19 protein-coding genes are annotated in these 18,799 nt (G+C 63.6%); 3 read left to right on the top strand and 16 right to left on the bottom strand.

What is annotated here, in order from left to right:
- Position 1 precedes the first annotated feature (1 nt).
- The 4 genes from AC1D2G_RS11020 to AC1D2G_RS11005 form a co-directional block, all read right to left on the bottom strand.
- Positions 2 to 1,099 carry an ABC transporter ATP-binding protein gene (locus AC1D2G_RS11020; protein WP_477413899.1) on the bottom strand — a complete coding sequence of 366 codons (1,098 nt, stop codon included), beginning with the start codon at positions 1,097 to 1,099 and terminating at the stop codon, positions 2 to 4.
- A 3-nt stretch (positions 1,100 to 1,102) separates the two neighbouring features.
- A complete protein-coding gene (locus AC1D2G_RS11015; RefSeq protein ID WP_477414114.1) occupies positions 1,103 to 1,969 on the bottom strand; it encodes a carbohydrate ABC transporter permease in 867 nt (288 codons plus the stop codon).
- Between the two features lie 16 nt (positions 1,970 to 1,985).
- Positions 1,986 to 2,882 (bottom strand): carbohydrate ABC transporter permease, encoded by an 897-nt coding sequence (locus AC1D2G_RS11010; RefSeq protein WP_477414112.1) that lies wholly within the window; start codon positions 2,880 to 2,882, stop codon positions 1,986 to 1,988.
- Between the two features lie 162 nt (positions 2,883 to 3,044).
- Positions 3,045 to 4,364: an ABC transporter substrate-binding protein gene (locus AC1D2G_RS11005; protein ID WP_477413897.1), complete on the bottom strand. Its 1,320-nt coding sequence runs from the start codon at positions 4,362 to 4,364 to the stop codon at positions 3,045 to 3,047.
- A gap of 168 nt (positions 4,365 to 4,532) precedes the next feature.
- Between AC1D2G_RS11005 and AC1D2G_RS11000 the strand changes: the two genes are divergently transcribed.
- Positions 4,533 to 5,318 carry an IclR family transcriptional regulator gene (locus AC1D2G_RS11000; protein ID WP_184871614.1) on the top strand — a complete coding sequence of 262 codons (786 nt, stop codon included), beginning with the start codon at positions 4,533 to 4,535 and terminating at the stop codon, positions 5,316 to 5,318.
- 63 nt (positions 5,319 to 5,381) lie between these two features.
- Positions 5,382 to 6,221, top strand: a complete 840-nt coding sequence (locus tag AC1D2G_RS10995; RefSeq protein ID WP_477413895.1) for an amidohydrolase family protein — start codon at positions 5,382 to 5,384, stop codon at positions 6,219 to 6,221.
- Here the strand turns inward: AC1D2G_RS10995 and AC1D2G_RS10990 are convergent.
- The 6 genes from AC1D2G_RS10990 to AC1D2G_RS10965 all read right to left on the bottom strand — a co-directional run bounded on the left by AC1D2G_RS10990 (position 6,218) and on the right by AC1D2G_RS10965 (position 12,056).
- Positions 6,218 to 7,372: an extracellular solute-binding protein gene (locus AC1D2G_RS10990; protein WP_477414110.1), complete on the bottom strand. Its 1,155-nt coding sequence runs from the start codon at positions 7,370 to 7,372 to the stop codon at positions 6,218 to 6,220. The two genes, AC1D2G_RS10995 and AC1D2G_RS10990, sit on opposite strands and share 4 nt — an antisense overlap.
- A gap of 26 nt (positions 7,373 to 7,398) precedes the next feature.
- Positions 7,399 to 8,559: a CaiB/BaiF CoA transferase family protein gene (locus tag AC1D2G_RS10985; RefSeq protein WP_477413893.1), complete on the bottom strand. Its 1,161-nt coding sequence runs from the start codon at positions 8,557 to 8,559 to the stop codon at positions 7,399 to 7,401.
- A gap of 2 nt (positions 8,560 to 8,561) precedes the next feature.
- Positions 8,562 to 9,113 (bottom strand): MaoC family dehydratase, encoded by a 552-nt coding sequence (locus AC1D2G_RS10980; RefSeq protein WP_477413891.1) that lies wholly within the window; start codon positions 9,111 to 9,113, stop codon positions 8,562 to 8,564.
- A gap of 389 nt (positions 9,114 to 9,502) precedes the next feature.
- Entirely contained in the window at positions 9,503 to 10,525 is a 1,023-nt protein-coding gene (locus AC1D2G_RS10975) for a Tim44 domain-containing protein (protein ID WP_477413889.1), read from the bottom strand.
- Between the two features lie 75 nt (positions 10,526 to 10,600).
- Positions 10,601 to 10,900 carry a TFIIB-type zinc ribbon-containing protein gene (locus AC1D2G_RS10970; RefSeq protein ID WP_477414108.1) on the bottom strand — a complete coding sequence of 100 codons (300 nt, stop codon included), beginning with the start codon at positions 10,898 to 10,900 and terminating at the stop codon, positions 10,601 to 10,603.
- Between the two features lie 166 nt (positions 10,901 to 11,066).
- On the bottom strand, positions 11,067 to 12,056 hold the full coding sequence (locus tag AC1D2G_RS10965) for a zinc-dependent alcohol dehydrogenase family protein (protein WP_477413887.1): 990 nt from the start codon (positions 12,054 to 12,056) through the stop codon (positions 11,067 to 11,069).
- 102 nt (positions 12,057 to 12,158) lie between these two features.
- Here AC1D2G_RS10965 and AC1D2G_RS10960 point away from each other — a divergent pair, with 102 nt between their 5' ends.
- Positions 12,159 to 13,061: a LysR family transcriptional regulator gene (locus AC1D2G_RS10960; RefSeq protein ID WP_477413885.1), complete on the top strand. Its 903-nt coding sequence runs from the start codon at positions 12,159 to 12,161 to the stop codon at positions 13,059 to 13,061.
- Positions 13,062 to 13,134: 73 nt separating this feature from the next.
- Here AC1D2G_RS10960 and AC1D2G_RS10955 read toward each other — a convergent pair whose 3' ends face one another.
- The 6 genes from AC1D2G_RS10955 to AC1D2G_RS10930 form a co-directional block, all read right to left on the bottom strand.
- A complete protein-coding gene (locus tag AC1D2G_RS10955; protein WP_477413883.1) occupies positions 13,135 to 14,304 on the bottom strand; it encodes a substrate-binding protein in 1,170 nt (389 codons plus the stop codon).
- Between the two features lie 80 nt (positions 14,305 to 14,384).
- Complete coding sequence (locus tag AC1D2G_RS10950) at positions 14,385 to 15,086, bottom strand: ABC transporter ATP-binding protein (RefSeq protein ID WP_477413881.1); 702 nt, start codon at positions 15,084 to 15,086, stop codon at positions 14,385 to 14,387.
- A gap of 2 nt (positions 15,087 to 15,088) precedes the next feature.
- On the bottom strand, positions 15,089 to 15,793 hold the full coding sequence (locus tag AC1D2G_RS10945) for an ATP-binding cassette domain-containing protein (protein ID WP_095080870.1): 705 nt from the start codon (positions 15,791 to 15,793) through the stop codon (positions 15,089 to 15,091).
- Entirely contained in the window at positions 15,790 to 16,776 is a 987-nt protein-coding gene (locus tag AC1D2G_RS10940; RefSeq protein WP_477413879.1) for a branched-chain amino acid ABC transporter permease, read from the bottom strand. The genes AC1D2G_RS10945 and AC1D2G_RS10940 overlap by 4 nt, the downstream gene beginning before the upstream one ends.
- Complete coding sequence (gene urtB, locus AC1D2G_RS10935) at positions 16,773 to 17,630, bottom strand: urea ABC transporter permease subunit UrtB (RefSeq protein WP_477413877.1); 858 nt, start codon at positions 17,628 to 17,630, stop codon at positions 16,773 to 16,775. The genes AC1D2G_RS10940 and urtB overlap by 4 nt, the downstream gene beginning before the upstream one ends.
- Positions 17,631 to 17,634: 4 nt before the next feature.
- Entirely contained in the window at positions 17,635 to 18,756 is a 1,122-nt protein-coding gene (locus AC1D2G_RS10930; RefSeq protein ID WP_477413875.1) for a class II histone deacetylase, read from the bottom strand.
- Between the last annotated feature and the right edge of the window lie 43 nt (positions 18,757 to 18,799).

Here is an 18,799-nt window from a genome sequence, read left to right as displayed (position 1 = left end):
GTCAGCTCCGCAATGTCTTCCCGGTGTCGGCGGCAAACAGATGTGCCTGCGACATGTCGAAACTCATGGCGATCCGCTCGCCCGATTTCAGCGGCCTCGGGTTCAGCATGCGCGACACCCAGTCAGTGCGGTTGAATTCGACGAACACCAGCGTCTCGTTGCCGAGCGGTTCGGTGACGGTGATCGGCAGCTCGATCTGGTGGACGTCGGCGGCGCCGCCGGAACTGATGCCATGGCCGGTCGGATAGATGTCGTCCGGCCGCAGCCCGAACACCACCTTGTCGCCAGTGGCGACATTGGACTTGAACTGGCCGGGCAGCGGCAGTTTTTCGCCGCTGGCGAAAACCATCTGGCTGTCATCGATCGTGGCTTCGTGCAGGTTCATCGGTGGCGAGCCGATGAAGCCGGCAACGAAGCGCGTCGCCGGCCGCCGGAAAACCTCGTCGGGCGTGCCGACCTGTTCGATATGGCCGTCGCGCATGATGACGATGCGGTCGGCAAGCGTCATCGCCTCGACCTGATCATGGGTGACATAGATCACCGTCGACTGCACCTTGGCATGCAGTTTCTTGATCTCGGTGCGCATCTGCGTGCGCAGCTTGGCGTCGAGGTTGGAGAGCGGCTCGTCGAACAGGAAGACGTCGGGATCGCGCACGATGGCGCGGCCCATGGCAACGCGCTGGCGCTGGCCACCGGACAGTTGCGACGGGCGGCGGTCGAGCAGCGTGTCGAGGCCGAGGATGGCCGAGGCCTCGGCGACGCGTCGGTCCATGTCTTCCTTGGCCGCACCGGCGATCTTCAGGGAGAAGCCGAGATTCTCGCGCACCGTCATGTGCGGATAGAGCGCGTAGGATTGGAACACCATCGAGATGTTGCGCGAGCGTGGCGGCAGGTCGTTGACGATGCGGCCGCCGATCTCGATCGAACCGGCGCTGATCTCCTCCAGCCCGGCGATCATGCGCAGCGTCGTCGACTTGCCGCAGCCGGAGGGGCCGACCAGTGCGATGAATTCGCGGTCGGCGATGTCGAGGTCGATACCGTGCACGATCCCGACATTGCCGTAGCGCTTGGTCAGCTTGGTGAGGGAAACGGTTGCCATGGGTCAGCCTTTCACCGCGCCGGAGGTCAGGCCGCCGACAAGGTGTTTCTGGACGATGTAGGTGAGGGTGAGCGCCGGAATGATCATCACCACGGCGAGCGCGCACATGCCGCGCCAGTCGATGGTGAACTCGGCCGTGTAGTCGAGCAGGCCGACCGGCAGCGTCTTGGCGCTCACCGAGCGGGTCAGTTGCGAGGCCAGCGCGAATTCATTCCAGCAGGTCAGGAAGGCGAAGATGGCGGCCGACGCGATGCCCGGCCCGGCGAGCGGGAACTCGACCTGCCAGAACGCCTGCCAGCGCGTACAGCCGTCGATCTGCGCCGCTTCCGCGAGATCCTTCGGCACCTGGCGGAAGAAGCCGTCGATCAGCCAGATCGTGAACGGAACGTTGAGCGCGACATAGGCAAGGATCAGTCCGAAATGCGTGTCGATGATGCCAAGCCGCACATAGAGGAAGAACAGCGGCAGCGACAGCGCGATGCCTGGCACCGTGCGCGTAAGCATCAGGCCGAGGAAGACGCTCGACTTTCCGCGGAAGCGGTAGCGCGCAAACGCATAGCCGCCGGCCATGCCGATGGCCACCGCAATGACCGTCGATGTCACCGAGATGATCAGCGAGTTGCGGAAATATTCGATCACCGGGATGCCGCCCTTGCCGATGCCGCTGAACATGGCGACATAGGCGTCGAACGAGATTTCCTGCGGGATCCACACTGGCGGCTTGGCCATGATCTCGACGGTCGGCCGCAGCGATGACAACACGATCCACAGACCGGGCAGGCATATGGTCAGCATCGCCAGGAACAGGCCGATGCGGTAGACGATGCCTGTGAGCCGGCGCTTCAAGCGGGCGGAAGAATTCTCGTCGATCTTCACCACCCAGCCCTCACCACTCAGCACCGATCTGCGTGCGCGCCGCGGCGAGCTTGTTGAAGAAGTAGACGGTGAAGGCGATCGACAGCAGGATCGAGAAATAGGCCATGGCATTGGCCATGCCCATGCGTCCGTCGCTATAGGCGGTGCGCGCCACCAGCGTCCACAACAGCTCGGTGCGGCCCGCCGGTCCGCCATCGGTCATGATCTTGACGATGTCGTAGGCGCGCGCGACGTCGAGCGAGCGGATGGTCATGGCGATGTAGGCGAAGGGCATGACGAACGGCCACGTCACATAACGGAATGTCTGCCATGGCGTGCAGCCGTCGACGCGCGCCGCCTCGATCGGTTCCTTGGGCATGGCGAGCAGGCCGGCCAGGATCAGGATGGCGAAGATCGCGGTTGACGACCAGATTTCGGCGATCGAAATGGCGATGAAGGCGAGATGGCTCTCGATCAGCCACGGTATGGCGTCCTGCGTGATGCCGAGCGACTGCAAGGCATTGTTCACCAGGCCGATATTGTCGTTGAACATGAATTTGAATTGGAAGCCGACCAGGATCGGCGAGAACATCATCGGAAACATCATCAGCGTGCGCAGGATGCGCTGGCCGCGCGTCGCCTTCTCGACCAGCATCGCCAGGCCGAGGCCAAGCAGCATTTCGAGATTGAGCGCGATCGTCAGCAGCAGCACCGTGCGGCCGAACGCCCACCAGAAATCGGTGTTGGACAGGATCGAAAGATAATTCCGGAAGCCGATGAAGACGAAGAAAGTCTCGGGCCGCGTCAGGCGGAAAGGCGTGAAGCTGGAATAGAGCGACAAAAGCAGCGGCACCACGACAACCGCCGCCAGCACGATGACAGCCGGAAGCAGCAGCAGGAATGGCGGGGATGGCTTGAAGCCCTTCATCAGGATCCTGTGGGGTGTTGCATTCAACTATCGGTGCCTCTTCTTCGTCGAGGCCCGGACCGGGGAACGGAAGGCTATCATGGATCGGTCAGCACACTCGCCCCGGCAAGGCGCGATCGCCTCCCCCATCGCTGATGGGGGAGGCCGTCTTGGGAGCAGTCGCTAGAGCTTGCCGGCGTCCTGGAGGATCTGCGTCGCCTTGGCGGCGGCCTCATCCAGTGCCTGCTTGGAAGTCTTGTCGCCGAGGATCGCCGCCTGCAGCTCGGGATAGACGGCGTTCGAGATCTCGATCCACTCAGGCGTCTGCGGCACGGCAAAGGCGTGCTTGGCTTCTTCCTGGAAGGCCGACAGAACCTCCTTCTTGTAAGGATCGTTCTCGGCCTGCTTTAGGTCCCAATCCCAGACCGCGGTGCGGGTCGGCAGCGGGCCTGCGGCGGCCTCGAGCTTCTGGCTGTCCTCGTTGGTCAGCCACCACACCAGGGAAGCCGCGGCCTCCTTGTTGGGGCAGTTCTCGGTCACCGAGAAGCCATGGAAACCGGACCAGCCGGTGCGCTTGCCCGAAGAGCCCTTCGGCGCAACCTTGACGCCGACATTGCCGGCGACCTTCGACGACTTCGGATCGTTGAAGAAGCCGGCCCAGCCCGGCCAGTCGAGGTTGATGGCGACGGTGCCGGAAGCAAAACCCTGGCCAAGGTCGTCCCAAAGGTAGTTGGTCGTTCCGGCCGGCACGGCCTTGGCCTTGTAGAGGTTGACGAACCAGTCGAGCGCCCTGATGCCGGCCTCGGAGTTGAAGACCGGCTTGCCGTCCTTGTCGAGGTATTCGCCGCCTTCGGCGACCACCATCTCGTAGAAGCGGCCGTTGATCGCCTCTTCCTTGCCGGCGAACTGGGTGCCGTAGAAATTGGGCGGCTTGGCGAAGAACTCGGCCTGGTCGGTGACTTCCTTCCAGGTGTCCGGCGGCACCAGATCATAGCCGTACTTGGCCTTGAATTTGGTCTTGTTGTCGGCGTTCTCGTACAGGCTCTTCTGGTAGTAGAGCGCCGAAACGTCGAACTGTGCGCGGGGCAGCATCTCCAGCTTGCCGTCGATGGTTGCCGACTTGATCGTCGAAGGCACGAAGGCGTCGATCTCTGACTTGGGCAAGAGCTTGCTGAGATCGGTGTAGAGGCTCGTATACTGCGGCGCGAAGGACGAATGGTTCCAGCCGACGCACCAGTTGGTGCTGCCCGAGGCGATGTCGGACTTGAGCTCCTTGTCGATGTCGAAGCCGTTCTTCTTGGTCAGGATGTTGACCTTGGCGCCGGTAAGCTTCTCCCATTCGGGGATACGCTCATAGAGTTTTTCATATTGCTGGCCGCCGATCAGCTTTGCGTCGATGGTGACGCCTTCGAACTTGCCGGGCAGGTCGCCGGCAAGGGCCGTGCCTGCACCGAATGCAAGCAACAATGCGCCGGCGGACACGCCGGAAAGCAATCTGTTCATTGGTATCCTCCCTTGGTGCGCCTCAGTGGCGACCGCAACTCGTCTGATGACAAGAAGTGCTACATTCATATACAAACAAAACATTCACGGGTACGTCAAGGCGAAATTTGTTTCCGTCGGCTGCGTTCCTGCGTATATGAAGAATCGAATTCACTGGAGAGATGCGCCATGGATGACAGCGAAGACGAGCGCTATCGCGCGCCGGCGCTCGACAAGGGGCTCGACATCCTCGAACTGCTGGCCGGCGTGGACGGCGGCCTGACGCAAGCCGAAATCGCCAAGAAACTCGACCGCAGCCCCAACGAATTCTACCGCATGCTCGACCGGTTGGTGCGTCGCGGCTACGTCACCCGGCTGGATGGCGATCGTTATTCGCTGACGCTGAAGTTGTTTGGCCTGGCGCAACTGCATGCGCCGGTGCGGCGGCTGGTTTCCTACGCCACGCCGCTGATGCGCGAGCTGGCAGAGACATCGCAGCAGGCCAACCAACTCGTTGTTTTTGATCGTGGTTCCGCCGTTGTGATCGCCCAGCAGGAGGCACCGAATTACTGGGGCATCTCGATCCGCGTCGGCTCGCACATCAGCCTGTTCGACACCGGCTCAGGCCATGTCCTGCTGGCCTTCCGCTCCCAGGAAGAGCGACAGATGATGATTTCGGAACACGTCCGCAGCACCGACAAGACGGCGCAATCGGCCGAATTCTTCGCCCGGCTCGACCAGATCCGCGACCGTGGCTACGAGATGATGGCTTCGATGCAGACCGCCGGTGTCTTCAACCTGTCGGCCCCGGTGCGCAGTTCCGACGGCAAGGCGATCGCGGCACTGTCGATTCCCTACATCACCGTCGTCAACGCGCCCTCCGCACCTGACATCACCAGGACCATCGAATTGTTGCTGGTCACTGCTGAAAAGCTGTCGCACCTGGCCGGCTCGGCGGTCGGTTCATCCACGTAAATTCTTATTTGAATGAAGAATTCCTCCGTGAGATGATCTAACGACCCAAGAGGAGGAGCTACAGTGATCGTCGACACCCATCTGCATCTCATCGATCGTTCGGTGCTGCGCTATCCCTGGCTTGCCGGCGTGCCGGCGCTCGACCGCGACTTTTCCTATGACGAATACGCCGTGGAGGCTCACCGCGTCGGCGTCGGGCGCGTGCTGCATATGGAGGTCGACGTCGATCCGGCGGACATCGAAGCCGAGACCACTCGTGTCGAAAAGTTGTCGCTGCAGCCCGGCAGCATGCTGGCCGGTGCGATCGCGTCCTGCCGGCCGGAACAAGCAGACTTTGCCGCCTATCTCGAGCGGCAGCGGGCAGATCCCTTCGTCAAGGGTTTCCGCCGCGTCCTCCATGTCGTGCCCGACGATCTCTCGGAAGGCGCGCTGTTTCGGGACAACATCAAGCGGCTTGGCGGCACCGGCCTGACCTTCGATCTGGTCGTGCTGCCGCATCAGATTCCCAAGGCGATCGCGCTTGCCGACCTGGCGCCTGATGTCCAGTTCGTGCTCGACCATTGCGGCGTCCCCGATATCAAAGGCAATGGCGAACATCCATGGCGCGAACACATGAGCGAGATCGCGCGCCGCCCGAATGTCATGGCCAAGATTTCCGGCGTCGTCGCCTATGCCGATCCCGGCAGTTGGACGGCCGGGACGCTGCGGCCTTATGTCGAACACACAATCGGTGCGTTCGGCTGGGACCGCGTTGTCTGGGGCAGCGACTGGCCGGTCTGCACGCTTGGCGGCGGCCTCTCGACCTGGGTGGCGGCGACCCATGCGCTGCTGTCGGGTTGCAGCCTCGATGAACGCGACAGGCTCTTGTTCGCGAATGCCCGCCAGCTGTGGCGGCTCGACTAGCTGGGTTCGTTCGTTCTCGCCCCAGCACGGGACACCTGCACCGGAACACCTTCCCGGAACAGGCGATTGAGATCGGCAACGACCTGGCCAGCCCGGTGCCTGGATGTCAGGCCGGCGACGATGCGGTCGGACGCCGCCTGCTGGAACACCATATAACCGTCATGGCGCGGCCGCACCCATGCGCCTTCCAGCGTCACGCGCGTATCGCGATAAAAGTTGCCGGTGGCGGCGTTGACCTTCTGATCTTCCCACGCCGCCGCATGGCCGGGCTGGCCGCCCGCGGCGGCATAGGCACCGCGCTGGACATCGCCGCTGGCGACCCAGTAGGCGAAGTCGATCGCTGCATCCTTTGCCTTGGAAAAGGCTGAAACCGCTATGCCGGTGCCGCCAAGCGCCGAACCGATGGGACCGCCGGCGCCGATGACCGGGATATCGGCGAAGGCCAGGCGGTGTGCGCGGAACCCAGCCATCGCATAGGAGACGTAACCATAGATCAGCGGCGCGCAGACGATCCGGGAATCGGCTTCTGCCAGGCGTTCCGAGACAGCGATCGGATCCATCTCGAAGCAGGCCGGGTCGACCAGCGCTGCGATCTCGCGCATAGCCTCGAAGACGTCGCTGCCGGTCTCGATGTCGATGAGATCGCGGGACGGATCGGTCGTACAGGCATGGCCGAGATTGCCGGCAAGCGTGTAGAACACCATCAGCGAGTGGGGTGGGCGCAACGGCAACAGCACGCGGCCTTGCCGGGCGAGATCGAGCACCTCGCTCCAACGCGATGGCGGCGCATCGAGTACATCCGACCGCCAGGCCTGGACCTGAGTTGCCGCATCGATTGGAAACGCCCACTGCCGTCCCTGCCAGCTGTAGCTCGGATAGGATTTTCCGACGCTACCAGAGGCAAGCGCCGCGCGCTCCACCTCGCGGCCGGTGACATCGAGCGGCTCGAGGCAGCGCTGCGCCGTGATCTGGCCGACATGCGGATGATCGATGACGATGAGGTCATAGGCCCGCGCCAGTTCCTCGACCGGAAAGGACTCGAAATCCTGCAGCGAACGCTTGTCCCATTCAATGGCAACGCCGGTCGTCTGCTGCCACAGCGACGAGCAGGCGACCATCGGATCGTAGCCGCGCGGATGGCTCCAGGTCATGCCCCTGAGGGTGGGCGCGAGTTTGGTCACAGCCCGAACTCCTCGCGGATCGCAGCGCTGTGCTCGCCGATGCGCGGTGCCGCCCGGTCGACCTTGGCTCTGACACCATCGACCCTCAGTGGCGAGCTGGTCGTGAGGATCGAGACGTCGTCCTCGCGCGTCACCGTCTGCAGCATGTCCAGCGACTGGAACCCTTCGCTTGCCAGCATTTCCGGCCAGGTCAGCACCTTGGCGCACCAGATGTCGGCCGGCTCCAGGATATCAAGCCACTCGTCGATGGTCTTTGTGGCGATCCTTTGCGCGATGATCGCCTTGATGTCGTCGCGCGCAGTGAACCACGATGCCGGCTTGTCGCGATAGGGCGCCAGTTCGCCAAGCGACAACAGATCGGCCAGCTTGGGGATCGGCGTCATGGCGATGGCGAGATAGCCGTCCTTGGCGGGGTAAACGCCGTAGGGCGCAGAAAGATAGGCATGCGCGCTGCGGAAGTTGGAGCGTCGGGGCAAGCGACGGCCGTCATTGAGATGCGTGGTCAGCACCTCGAACTGGAAATCGACCAGCGCTTCCAGCAGGCTGGTTTCGATATGGCTTCCCTGGCCGGTGATGCCGCGCCGCACAAGTGCTGCCAGGATGCCCTGCGCGCAGGCGGCACCGGCCAGCATGTCGCCGATGGCGAGGCCGAACGGCACCGGGCCCTGGTCTTCGTCGCCGTTCAGCCACATCACGCCGGAGCGCGACTGGGCCAACAGATCCTGGCCCGGCCGCTTGACCCAGGGGCCGTCCTCGCCATAGCCGCTGATCGAGGCGTAGACCAGGCGCGGGTTGATCTTGCGGACGGCCTCGTAGTCGAAGCCGAGCCGCTCGATGACGCCCGGCCGGAAATTCTGGATCAGCACATCGGCCTTGGCCAGCAGGCCGCGCAGCACCTTGAGGTCGGCCTCGTTCTTGAGGTCGATTGCAAAACTTTCCTTGGCCCGGTTGATGGCATGGAAGATTGTCGAGTCGCCACCGATCTCGGTGTCGCTGAGATAGAGTCGGCGCGACAGGTCGCCGCCATCCGGACGCTCGATCTTGATGACGCGGGCGCCGAGGTCGAGCAGCCTGAGCGAGCAATAAGGCCCCGACAGGAACTGGCTCATGTCGACGACGACGAGACCAGCAAGCGGCAATTCGGCTGCAGCCGGCATCGCTATTTCTCCGTCTTGCCGACAAAGTCGGCCGGGTTGCGGTATTTCACCGTCTGCAGATGCTCGCAGTAGAGAACGAGTTCCCCTTCGCCCTTGAACACCTCGTAGCTGGCGCGGATCAGCCCCATCTCCTTGTAGCGCGGCTTCTTGTCGAGGTTGGAGCGGATCGAATAAATCGTATCGCCAATGAAGACAGGCTTTATGAAGCGGAGCTTGTCGTAGCCATAGGAAAAGGCGTTGATGCAATTGGTGGCGACCAGCCCGAGGCCAGCCGAGAACACGAAAGCGCCGGCGATCAGCCGCTTGCCGAAAATGCCTTCCGTCTCGGCAAACATCTGGTCCTGCACATAGGGGTGGATGTCGAGCACCAGGGTGTTGAACAGGTGGCTGTCGCCTTCCGCCATGGTGCGCCGCAACGAGCGGATTTTCTGGCCCACCGGCCAGTCCTCATAGAACCAGTTCTCGGCGTTCCACACCGGAAGGGCGGCGTGCTCCTCAGGCATGTTGGCGGGGTGCGTAGACGCGACGCCGACGGTGGGCGCGAAACCGTTCATGGTCGGCTCCGCCAGCCCTGTGGCGGGCACCGCAGAGGTGCTGGAGCACGCATCAAAGCGCCAGAAAGCACGACGTTTCCTCTCGTCAATCTTCTTTTGTAAATAGTATTTTCACATATGGGGCTACGTTGCAAGCATGAACAGGCGAAATCTAGGCCGTTCCCGCGCGCCGAAGCGCTGGCGGGCAGGGGAGCAAACAATGCGCAATGCCTGTCTGGTATTTATCGGCTGCTTGAATCGTGAAGCGCCGTATTTTCAGGGCGCGACACCGACAGCGGCATGCTGACCGAAACCGGACAGGCCGTCGAGATCGGCACGCCGATGTGTGTCAAGAACGTGCGCTGAACGCCGCAACTTCCCTTGAAGCCTCGGAACAAAGCTGGCCGGGCTCAAGCCTGTTGTATTGCCGAGAGCTTCCAGCTTGAGCCATTCACACGCATGAATGTCCACAGCTCCGTCGTCTCCGTCGGATGTTCATCGTTGCCCTCGACGACCTTGCCGCTGGCCCGTTCGCGCATCACGTCGCGAGACTCGTAGCGCAATGCGGCCGTGGCGTAGTCGCGGTCATCCTCGCGCCAGCTTTCCGCGATGTCGGCCTGCAGCAAAGTGATGTCCGATACGTCGTTCCTGAGACCTTTCTGGGCATTGTCGGCCAGCTCTTCGGACAGATAGGACACCATCTCGGGGGTCGTCGCCCGGCGCAGGGCGGCATGGTCTTCGCGCCCGAATGCTTCCTGGACGTCGGTCAACAGCTGCTGGAATGCGTCGAGGTCGGTCTGAGCCAGCGTGATCTCCTCGGAACCGGTGGCTGGAGAGCCTCCGCCCGAACCGCCGCCAAAGCCTGGAATTGTAAAGGAGCGTGCCGTGTCCGCCTGCTGCTGTGCCGTTGCGCGGTTCTCAAATCTCGAAGCCTGGGCATCGGAAGCCTGGGCATTGGAAGATTGGGCATTGCCGGCACCGGCGAGCGCTGGGGCCGGGCCACGCGCGGATTGCGACCGGAAAAAGCGAATGGCCAGCACGATTGCGCCACCTATCAGCAGGGCCTGAAGCAAGAAGCCGAACATGCCGGCCAGGCCGCCGAGGCCTTGGCCGACGAGCAGGCCGATCAGGCCGCCGAGCAGCAGGCCCCGCATCATCGTTCCACCGAAGCCGCTCATGAAGCCGGGCCGCTGCAGGCCGGCCTGCGGTTGCCGTGCCGGAGTGTTCACGCCGGTGTTGGGCGTCATCGAACGCTCGACCGGAGCGATCGGCGCCGGCGCCGTTCTGGTCGGCGGTGCCGATTGGAACGTACGTGTGCCACGACTGCCGAAACTGCCGCCGCGACGAGCCTCGGCATGCTCCATCGCGACCATGGAGAATGCAAGGACCAGCCCTGCAATCAGGGCGGCAAATCGGCTTGAGCGAGACATCATCGGGGGGTGGCCTTTTTTCGATGTGGTTTCGGAAATTTTCAGCAAACGCCGGCCCGGACGCCGGACATCATGCGGTCAGTCGAACAACTCTTCGAAGAATGATTTCTTCCGCTTCGGATAGCGGTGGCCCTGCGAGCGGGAATAGTCGTTATCGCGCCCTTGGCCATGTTGCGGCTGGGAGAGCGCTGCCGGCTGTGGCTGTTGCACAGGCGCAGCGTCCCTGCCGGAACGCTCGATGATCTTGTCGAGTTCGCCGCGATCAAGCCAGACGCCTCGGCACTGCGGACAATAATCGATCTCGATCCCCTGGCGTTCGCTCATCACGAGCGCGACGCGGCAGGAGGGGCAAACCAAACCCAGGAGGGAAGATGTCATGAGGGGCTCCAAACCAAAAAAGAATGAGCCCGCTTGACCGAAAAGAATGGAAACGGGCCCGTTATAGCGGTCCGACATCACAATCGCCAAGGAAGCGACAGTCAGAGGGGCCCGGCCCGCACAAGGCAATTAGGAATGCAGAGGCGCGCCTTCAAGGGATTGTTGCTCAAACCGTCACCACAATCTTTCCGAACTGCCGGTTCGATTCCAGGAAGCGATGCGCCTCGACGATTTGCTCGAACGGGAAAGTTCTGTCGATGATCGGCCTCAGCGCGCCGGTCTCCAGGCCTTCGAGGATGAACGCTTTGGCCGCTTCCAGCTTCGCCGGGTTGCCGGTGATCTCGTGGACGAGATAACCGCGCAGCGTCAGCGTCTTGGCCAGTACGGCGAACAACGGGAACGGCGTCGGCTCCAGGCTGAGGCCACCATACTCGATGAGAATGCCACCCCGCGCCATCGCCGCCGTCAGCGGCTCGAAGATCGGGCCGCCGATCGCATCGAACACGACGCGCACGCCTTGCGGCCCGGCGATTTCATCGAGCCGTGCGGCCAGATCCTCCTCTGTCGCCGCCACGACGTAAGCTGCACCGGCATCGAGCAGGGCCTGCTTCTTGGCCGATGTCCGCGTCACCGCAATCGCGGTGGCGCCAATCCTGTTGGCGATCTGGATCGCGGCAAGCCCGACACTGCTCGATGCCGCGGTGATGACAACGAAATCCCCGCTGTGCAGCCTGGCGATATCGATCAGTGCGCCATAGGCGGTGAGATATTGCATCCAGACCGCCGCCGCCATTGGCCAGTCGAGCGAGGGCGGGTGCTTGACGACGAGCCCGGCAGGATAGGTGGCGAGCTCGCCATAGGCGGGCCAGCGGATCATCGATTGCGGCGGGATGATGCTGACGCTGTCGCCTGGCGCAAAATCCTTCACACCGTCGCCCACCGCCTCGATTATGCCTGCAGCCTCAAGACCAAGTCCGGAGGGCAGCGTCGGCGTTTCGATATAGGCACCCGCGCGCAGCAGCGCCTCGGCGCGATTGAGGCCGAGCGCCTTGACGCGGATTTGAACTTCGCCCGGCCCCGGTCCGGGAAGCTCGACATCCTCGATACGCAGGACCTCGGGGCCACCATGGTGGTGGAAGCGAACAAGACGTGCCATTCGGGTCACTCCAAATTATCTGAACCGAATGAGCTATGCAGGCAAGATTCTCGGCGATAAATGGCTATAAAGGTAGAACAGTAGAAACCAGGAGTTCTGAATATGGATCGGCTTGAGAGCATGGCCGTGTTCGTCAAGGCGGTCGACTTCGGCTCGTTCGCGGCCGCGGCGGTCGCGCTCGATCTGTCCGGGCCGATGGTCGGCAAGCATGTCCGGTTTCTCGAGGAACGGCTGGGCGTGCGGCTGCTCAACCGGACCACGCGCCGGCAGAGCCTGACCGACTTCGGACGCGCCTATTATGAACGCTGCCGGGTCGTGCTGGCCGAGGCCGAAGCCGCCGATGCGCTCGCCGCCGACGAGTTTTCCGAACCGCGAGGCAAACTGCGCGTCACCATGCCGGCGCATTTCGGCCGCCACTGCGTGACACCCATATTGCTGCGGCTGGCGCGGCAATATCCGATGCTGGAACTCGACCTGTCCCTCAGCGACCGCTTCGCCGACCTTGCCGAGGACGGCCTCGATCTCGCCATCCGCACCGGCGCCCTGGACGACAAGGCAGGGGTGATCGCGCGTCGTGTCGCGCGCCAGGACATGGTCGTCTGCGCGGCACCCTCCTATCTCCAACGCCATGGCGAACCACGGCGGATCGAGGATCTCGCCGACCATCAGGCCATTGTCTACCGCCGGCTCGGCCAGGTCGTTCAGCCGTGGCTGTTCGTGCGCGAGGGGCAAGCCGCACAGGAGTTCATGCCGGCCGGCCGGCTGCGGCTCGACGATCTCGATGCCATCGCCGATGCCGCTACCGAAGGCATGGGCCTCGCCTGGTTGCCCTATTGGCTGGTGCGCGAGCGCATTCAGGCCGGCGCGCTGGTGGCGCTGCTGCCGGATCAGCCGCGATATCTCTACGACTGTCACGCGCTTTGGCTGCAGACGCCGCATCTGCCGTTGAAGGTACGGCTGGCCGTCGATGCCCTGGCGGCTGCTTTGCCGAAATCGATGGCCTGATCGCAGGCGTCGCCGTCGGAGGTCTGCGCGGCTCAGGCCACCTTGTGGTCCCTGAACCGCGCAGCTTGGTTCGCTATATCTTGCAGTAAGGCGTCACCGGCGCGATGACGCCGAAATCCTTAGCGATCTCGTAGCCGATGCCATCTGCCGCCGCCTTGCCGACATAGGAATGGCAGAGCGTGTGGTTGTTGGTGGCGTCGACGCGGATCTTGCCTTGCGGCGCGTCGAACTCGATCGAAGGCAGCGCCGCCAGCACATCGTCGTCCTTCAGCGATCCGGCCTTCTCGGCGGCCAGCGCGTAGAGATGCAGCCCATTGTAGCCGGCCTCGCCGATGCCGTTGACCATCTTCTCCTGGCCGAACTTTTCGCGGAAGCTCGAGATGAACTTCTTGTTGACCGGATTGTCGAGCGCCATCCAGTAGGGCTGCGGCGCGTAGGTTCCGGCCGCCACGCCGGGCGGCAGCGCATCCTTGTTGAAGACCTCGTCGAGCGGCGCGATCAGCGGCTGCTTGATATCGAAGCTGCGATACTGCTTGAGCTGGGTGACGGCGTCGTTGCCGACCACCATCGACCAGACGACATCGGGCTTCAGCGACTTGATCTTCTGGAATGCCGGGCCGAAATCCGTGGTGCCGAACGGATAGTAGTCTGCGCCGATGATCTTGCCGCCGGCCTTCTCGTAGGCCGCCGTGATCGCCTCGGTCATCTTTTGCGGCCAGGCATAGTCGGAGGCCATGACATAGATCGTCTTGCCGAGGTTCTCGGCCACCCAGGGCATCATCGGGTCAACCTGCTGCATCGGGATAGGGCCGGTGGCGACGAAGTAGCGGTTGCATTCGCCGCCTTCGAAATTGGTCGGGTAGAAGAACAGTTTCTTGGCCTTCGAGGTTACGGACAGCGTCGCACTACGCTCGGGCGAGATGATGGTGCCCATGATCACGTCGACCTTGTCTTCGTTGATGAGCTTACGTGCCTTGTCGATCGCGCCCTTGGTCGTGGTCTGGTTGTCCTCGATGAACAATTCGACCTGGCGGCCGCCAATGCCGTTGGCGGCGTTGAGTTCGGCAGCCGCCAGCTTGTAGCAATTGAGCAGCGTCTCGCCGAGGATCGCCTGCAATCCGGTGATCGGGATCGATAGGCCGACCTTGACGGTGTCGGCGGCGCGCAGGATCGACGGCGCGCCGACCATGGCGAAGGCGGCCGCGGCGCCGCCCGATTTCAGAACAGTTCTTCTGCTTATCATTTTTGTGTTCCCTTCCAGTCCAGGCGCGCCCCATGCACGCCTTACAAAGCCAACAAATCCCGGGCGCGCTTTGAGCGCGCCTATAGAGCCAACAGATCCTTGAGCAGTGTCTCGTCGGCGAACGCCTCCGGCGCGCCTTCATGCACGATCCTGCCTTTTTCCATCACCAGGCAGCGGTCCGCCGCCTTAAGAACGAGATCGAGATTCTGCTCGACAAGAACGATCGCGATGCCGCGCTCGCGCGCGATGCGCGGCACCAGCTCAGCGATCGACTGCACGATGTTCGGCTGGATGCCTTCCGAGGGTTCGTCGAGCAGCAGCACCGACGGCAGGCCGCACAGCGCGCGGCCGATCGCCAGCATCTGCTGCTGGCCACCCGAGAGCGTGCCGGCAACCTGCGCTTCGCGTTCACGCAGGATCGGGAAATAGCCGAACATATCGGCCGGAATGCCGCCGTCGCCGCGCCCCTTGGCGGCGCGTGTGCCGACGTCCAGGTTCTGCCGCACGGTCAGCTGGTTGAAGATGCCGCGTCCCTGCGGGACATGCGCGATGCCCGCCCGCGCGCGCCGGAAGGCCGGCGCATTGGTGAGGTCCTGGTCGCCGAGAAGCATGGCGCCGCCGCTCGCCCGCAAGGCTCCGGCGATGACGCGCAGCAGCGTCGTCTTGCCGGCGCCGTTGCGGCCGAGCAGGCCGACGACCTCGCCCGGCGCGACGCTGAGGTCGATGCCGTTCAGCACCGGGAGCAGGCCGTAGCCGGCCGAGATCGCCATTGTCCGCAGCATCGTCAGCGCCTCCCCAGATAGACGTCGCGGACCATCTCGTCGGTCTCGATGTCATGGAAAGGACCGCTGCGCAGCCGGCGCCCCTGATGCAGCACCAGCGTTTCGCAGTTCAGCGCCCGCACGAAGCGGATGTCATGTTCGACCGCGACGATCGAGAATTCGCCCTTGAGCCGCAGCAGCATTTCCGCCGTCGCCAGCGTCTCCTGCGGCGTCATGCCGGCGGTCGGCTCGTCGAGCAGCAGCAGCCTTGGCTCGATCGCCAGCGCCATGCCGATCTCCAGCCATTGCTTCTGGCCGTGCGCGAGTTCGCCGGCCAGCGTGGCGGCACGATTGCCGAGCGCGACCAGTTCCAGCAATTCAGCGACCGGGCGGACAGGTGAGGGCGCCCCCCACCGCGCGACCTTCAGATTGTCCTCAACCGACAGGCTGGGGAAGACCGACGGGATCTGGAACTTGCGGGCGATGCCGAGCCGGGCGATGCGGTGCAGCGGCAGGCCGGCGATATCGCGGCCGAGGAAGCGCACGCTGCCGCTGGTCGGGCGCAGCGTACCGGTCAGCACGTTGAGGAAGGTGCTCTTGCCGGCGCCATTCGGCCCGATGATGCAGCAAAGCTCCTTGTCGCGCACGGTGAGATCAAGCGCTTCCAGCGCCTGCAGGCCGCCAAAGCGGATGCCGACATTTTCGGCCTGGAGGAGGACATCGCTCATTGCGCGCGCCTCCGGCCTTTGAACAGGACCTTCAGCCGCGCGTAGATCGACAGGATGCCGTCCGGCAAGATGAAGACGATGACGACGAAGACACAGCCAAGCAGCAGCGGCCACAGGCTTGGGTTGAAGCTGCTGATCGTCTGTTGCGCCCGCTGGATGAAGATGGCGCCGAGCACCGGACCAAGCAGAGTGCCGCGCCCGCCGACCGCCACCCAGACGATGACTTCCGTCGACAAAAGCAGTCCCGAAAGGTCCGGCGCCACCAGCCCGGCCATGCAGACATAAAGGGCGCCGGCAAGTCCGGCGATGGCCGCCGACAGGACGAAGGTGACGAGCAGCCGCAAGGGCGCGTTGTGGCCAAGCGCGGCCGCCCTGACTTCATTGTCCTGGATGGCGGTGAGCACCGTGCCCCAGCGCCCGCGGCTGATCGACCACAGGGTGAGCACGGCCACCGCGACGATGGCTGCGACGAAAATGTAGCTGGGCAGGTCTTGGCTGAGATCGACATGCAGCCCGCCAACATCGAACTCGATCGGCGGGATGCCGATCAAACCGCTGTCGCCGCCGGTGACAGAACTCCAGGAGACCGCAGCCTGCTGGCAGATGACGCCCATGGCCAGCGTGACGATGGTGAAATAGCTGCCACGGATGCCGCCGAAGAACAGGAAATAGCCGATGATGGCGGCGACGACGGCCGCGCCGGCCACCGCGCCCATGATGCCAAGCAGGCTGGCGAAGGGGATCGCGTCGTTGAGCGTGACCAGCGCCATGATGTAGCCGCCAATGCCGAAAAAGGCGGCGTGGCCGAAACACAGAATGCCGGTGCGACCCCAGAAGAAGTCGAGGCTCGCCGCGAACAGGCCGAAGATCAGTGCGTCGCGGATCACCGTCAACTGATAGCCATCGGCAATGAGCGGATAGATGATGGCGAGCGCCACGCACGCGGCGAAGATCAGCAGCCAGTTGCGATCCCCAGCGATCATCGCGAAGCCCCGTTGAACAGGCCGTTGGGCCGCAGCCGCACGGCGACGATGGCCGCGAGCAGCACGATCGCTTGCGCCAGCGATGGCGATATCTGGTAGTTCAGGACACTCGTCAGGCCGCCGACGAAGACGCTTCCGGCGACAAGGCCGCCGATCGAACCGACGCCGCCGACGATGACGACGAAGAAGGCGTTGGCGAGATAGTTCACTCCCATCTGCGGCAGCACGATCGCCAGCGGCGCGACCAGTCCTCCTGCCAGTCCGGCAATGGCGGCACCGAAGGTGAAGGCGATGGCATAGGTGCGCCGCGTGTTGATGCCGACGCCCTCGGCCATCTCGCGGTTCTGGATGACGGTGCGGATGTCGAGGCCGAACGACGTTCGGCTGATCAACAGCACGACTCCGAGCAGGGTCAGCGCTGCTATAGTGATCAGGATCAGCCGGTATGCCGGATAGACGGTGAAGACGAGATCGAGCGTGCCTTCGATTGGCGGCGACACCGGCTTGGCGCCGAGACCGAAGGTCAGTTCCAGCCCTTGCTGCAGGATCAGGCTGACGCCCCAGGTGGCGAGCACGGTCGAGACCGGTCGCGAATAGAGATGGCGAATGATGGCGAACTCGAGGATGCAGCCGACAACCGCGCCGGCGATCGGGGCGGCGGCCAGCCCCAGCCAGAACGAGCCGCCGATGCTCTGGACGAAATAGACCGCGAAGGCCCCGACGGTGACGAACTCGCCATGCGCGAGGTTGGTCACGTTCATCAGGCCGAAGCTGATCGCCAGGCCGAGCCCCACAAGCATCAGGATGCTGATCAGCGTCAGCGCGTTGAGAAGCGTGGTGACGACAAAATCCATTGCGTCAGGCCGCACTGGCGAGGCGTTGGCGCAGGCCGGCAAGCAATCCTTCGGCGGCATCGATCACACCAGTCTGATGCGACTGCAATTCCTGCCCGGCCCATTCGTCGATATGGTCCGACAGCGGGTCGACCACTTCGGTGCGATGATTGGCCAGCGTCTCGATGACGGCATGGCCGCAGAACGGCACATAACCTTCGGAATAGCCGCCTTCATGGCTCATCATCAGGCGTCCCCGCGACGTCTCGGCAGCCAGCGCCACCATGCGTGCGGCTAGGCGCCGGAAGCATTCACTGTTGAGCATCATGCGACCGAGCGGGTCGAAACCCGATGCGTCGAAGCCGGAAGCGACGATGACGAGGTCCGGCTTGTAGGCACGCAGGGCAGGGGCGATGACGCGGTCGAAGGTCGATTCATAGGCGCCGGTGCCGCTGCCCGCCGGCAGCGGGATGTTGATGTTATAGCCTTCGCCGGCATCCTTGCCGTTGTCGGCCAGCGCACCGCGCCCGGTCGGATAGAGATTGTCCTGGTGCACGGAAATGGTCAGCACCGATGGGTCGGAATAAAACACCGTCTCTGTGCCGTTGCCGTGATGCACATCCCAGTCGACCACCGCTGCGCGGCCAAGCAGCCCTTCATGCTGCAGCCGGCGCACGGACACGCCGATGTTGGAGAACAGGCAGTTGCCCAATGCCTGGTCGGGCTCGGCATGGTGCCCCGGCGGCCGCGCCAGCGCATAGGCGTTGTCGACCCGGCCGGTCAGCACGGCGCGCATGGCGGCATAGGTGGTGCCGGCCGACAGCAAGGCGATGTCGAAACTGTTGAGGCCGATCGGCGCCTGCGGTCCGGCGAAGCCGGAACCCCGTTCGCTGAGCATGCGGATATCGTCGACGTGGCGTTGGGTATGCACGCGCAGCAGATCCTCAACCGAAACCGGCTCGGGAATGATCGGCACGAGGTGACGCGACAGGCCGCTGACCTGGATCAAATTGTTCAACCGACGCTTCGAGCCGGGCGATTCCAGATGCCGGCCGGGTTCCACGAAACGGCCGGGAGGCATCATGTCGGCGCTGGAGCCGGTATCATGCCACATCAGCTGTTCGTGAAAAACGTAACCTGTCGCCATTCGCAGCGTCCTCTAAAAACCGGGTGACGCTAACAGGCTTGCG

It is taken from the genome of Mesorhizobium sp. P2_C7 (assembly GCF_056404515.1).
Note: the sequence above shows the minus strand (reverse complement) of the source record. Positions and strands in the feature narration are given on the sequence as shown.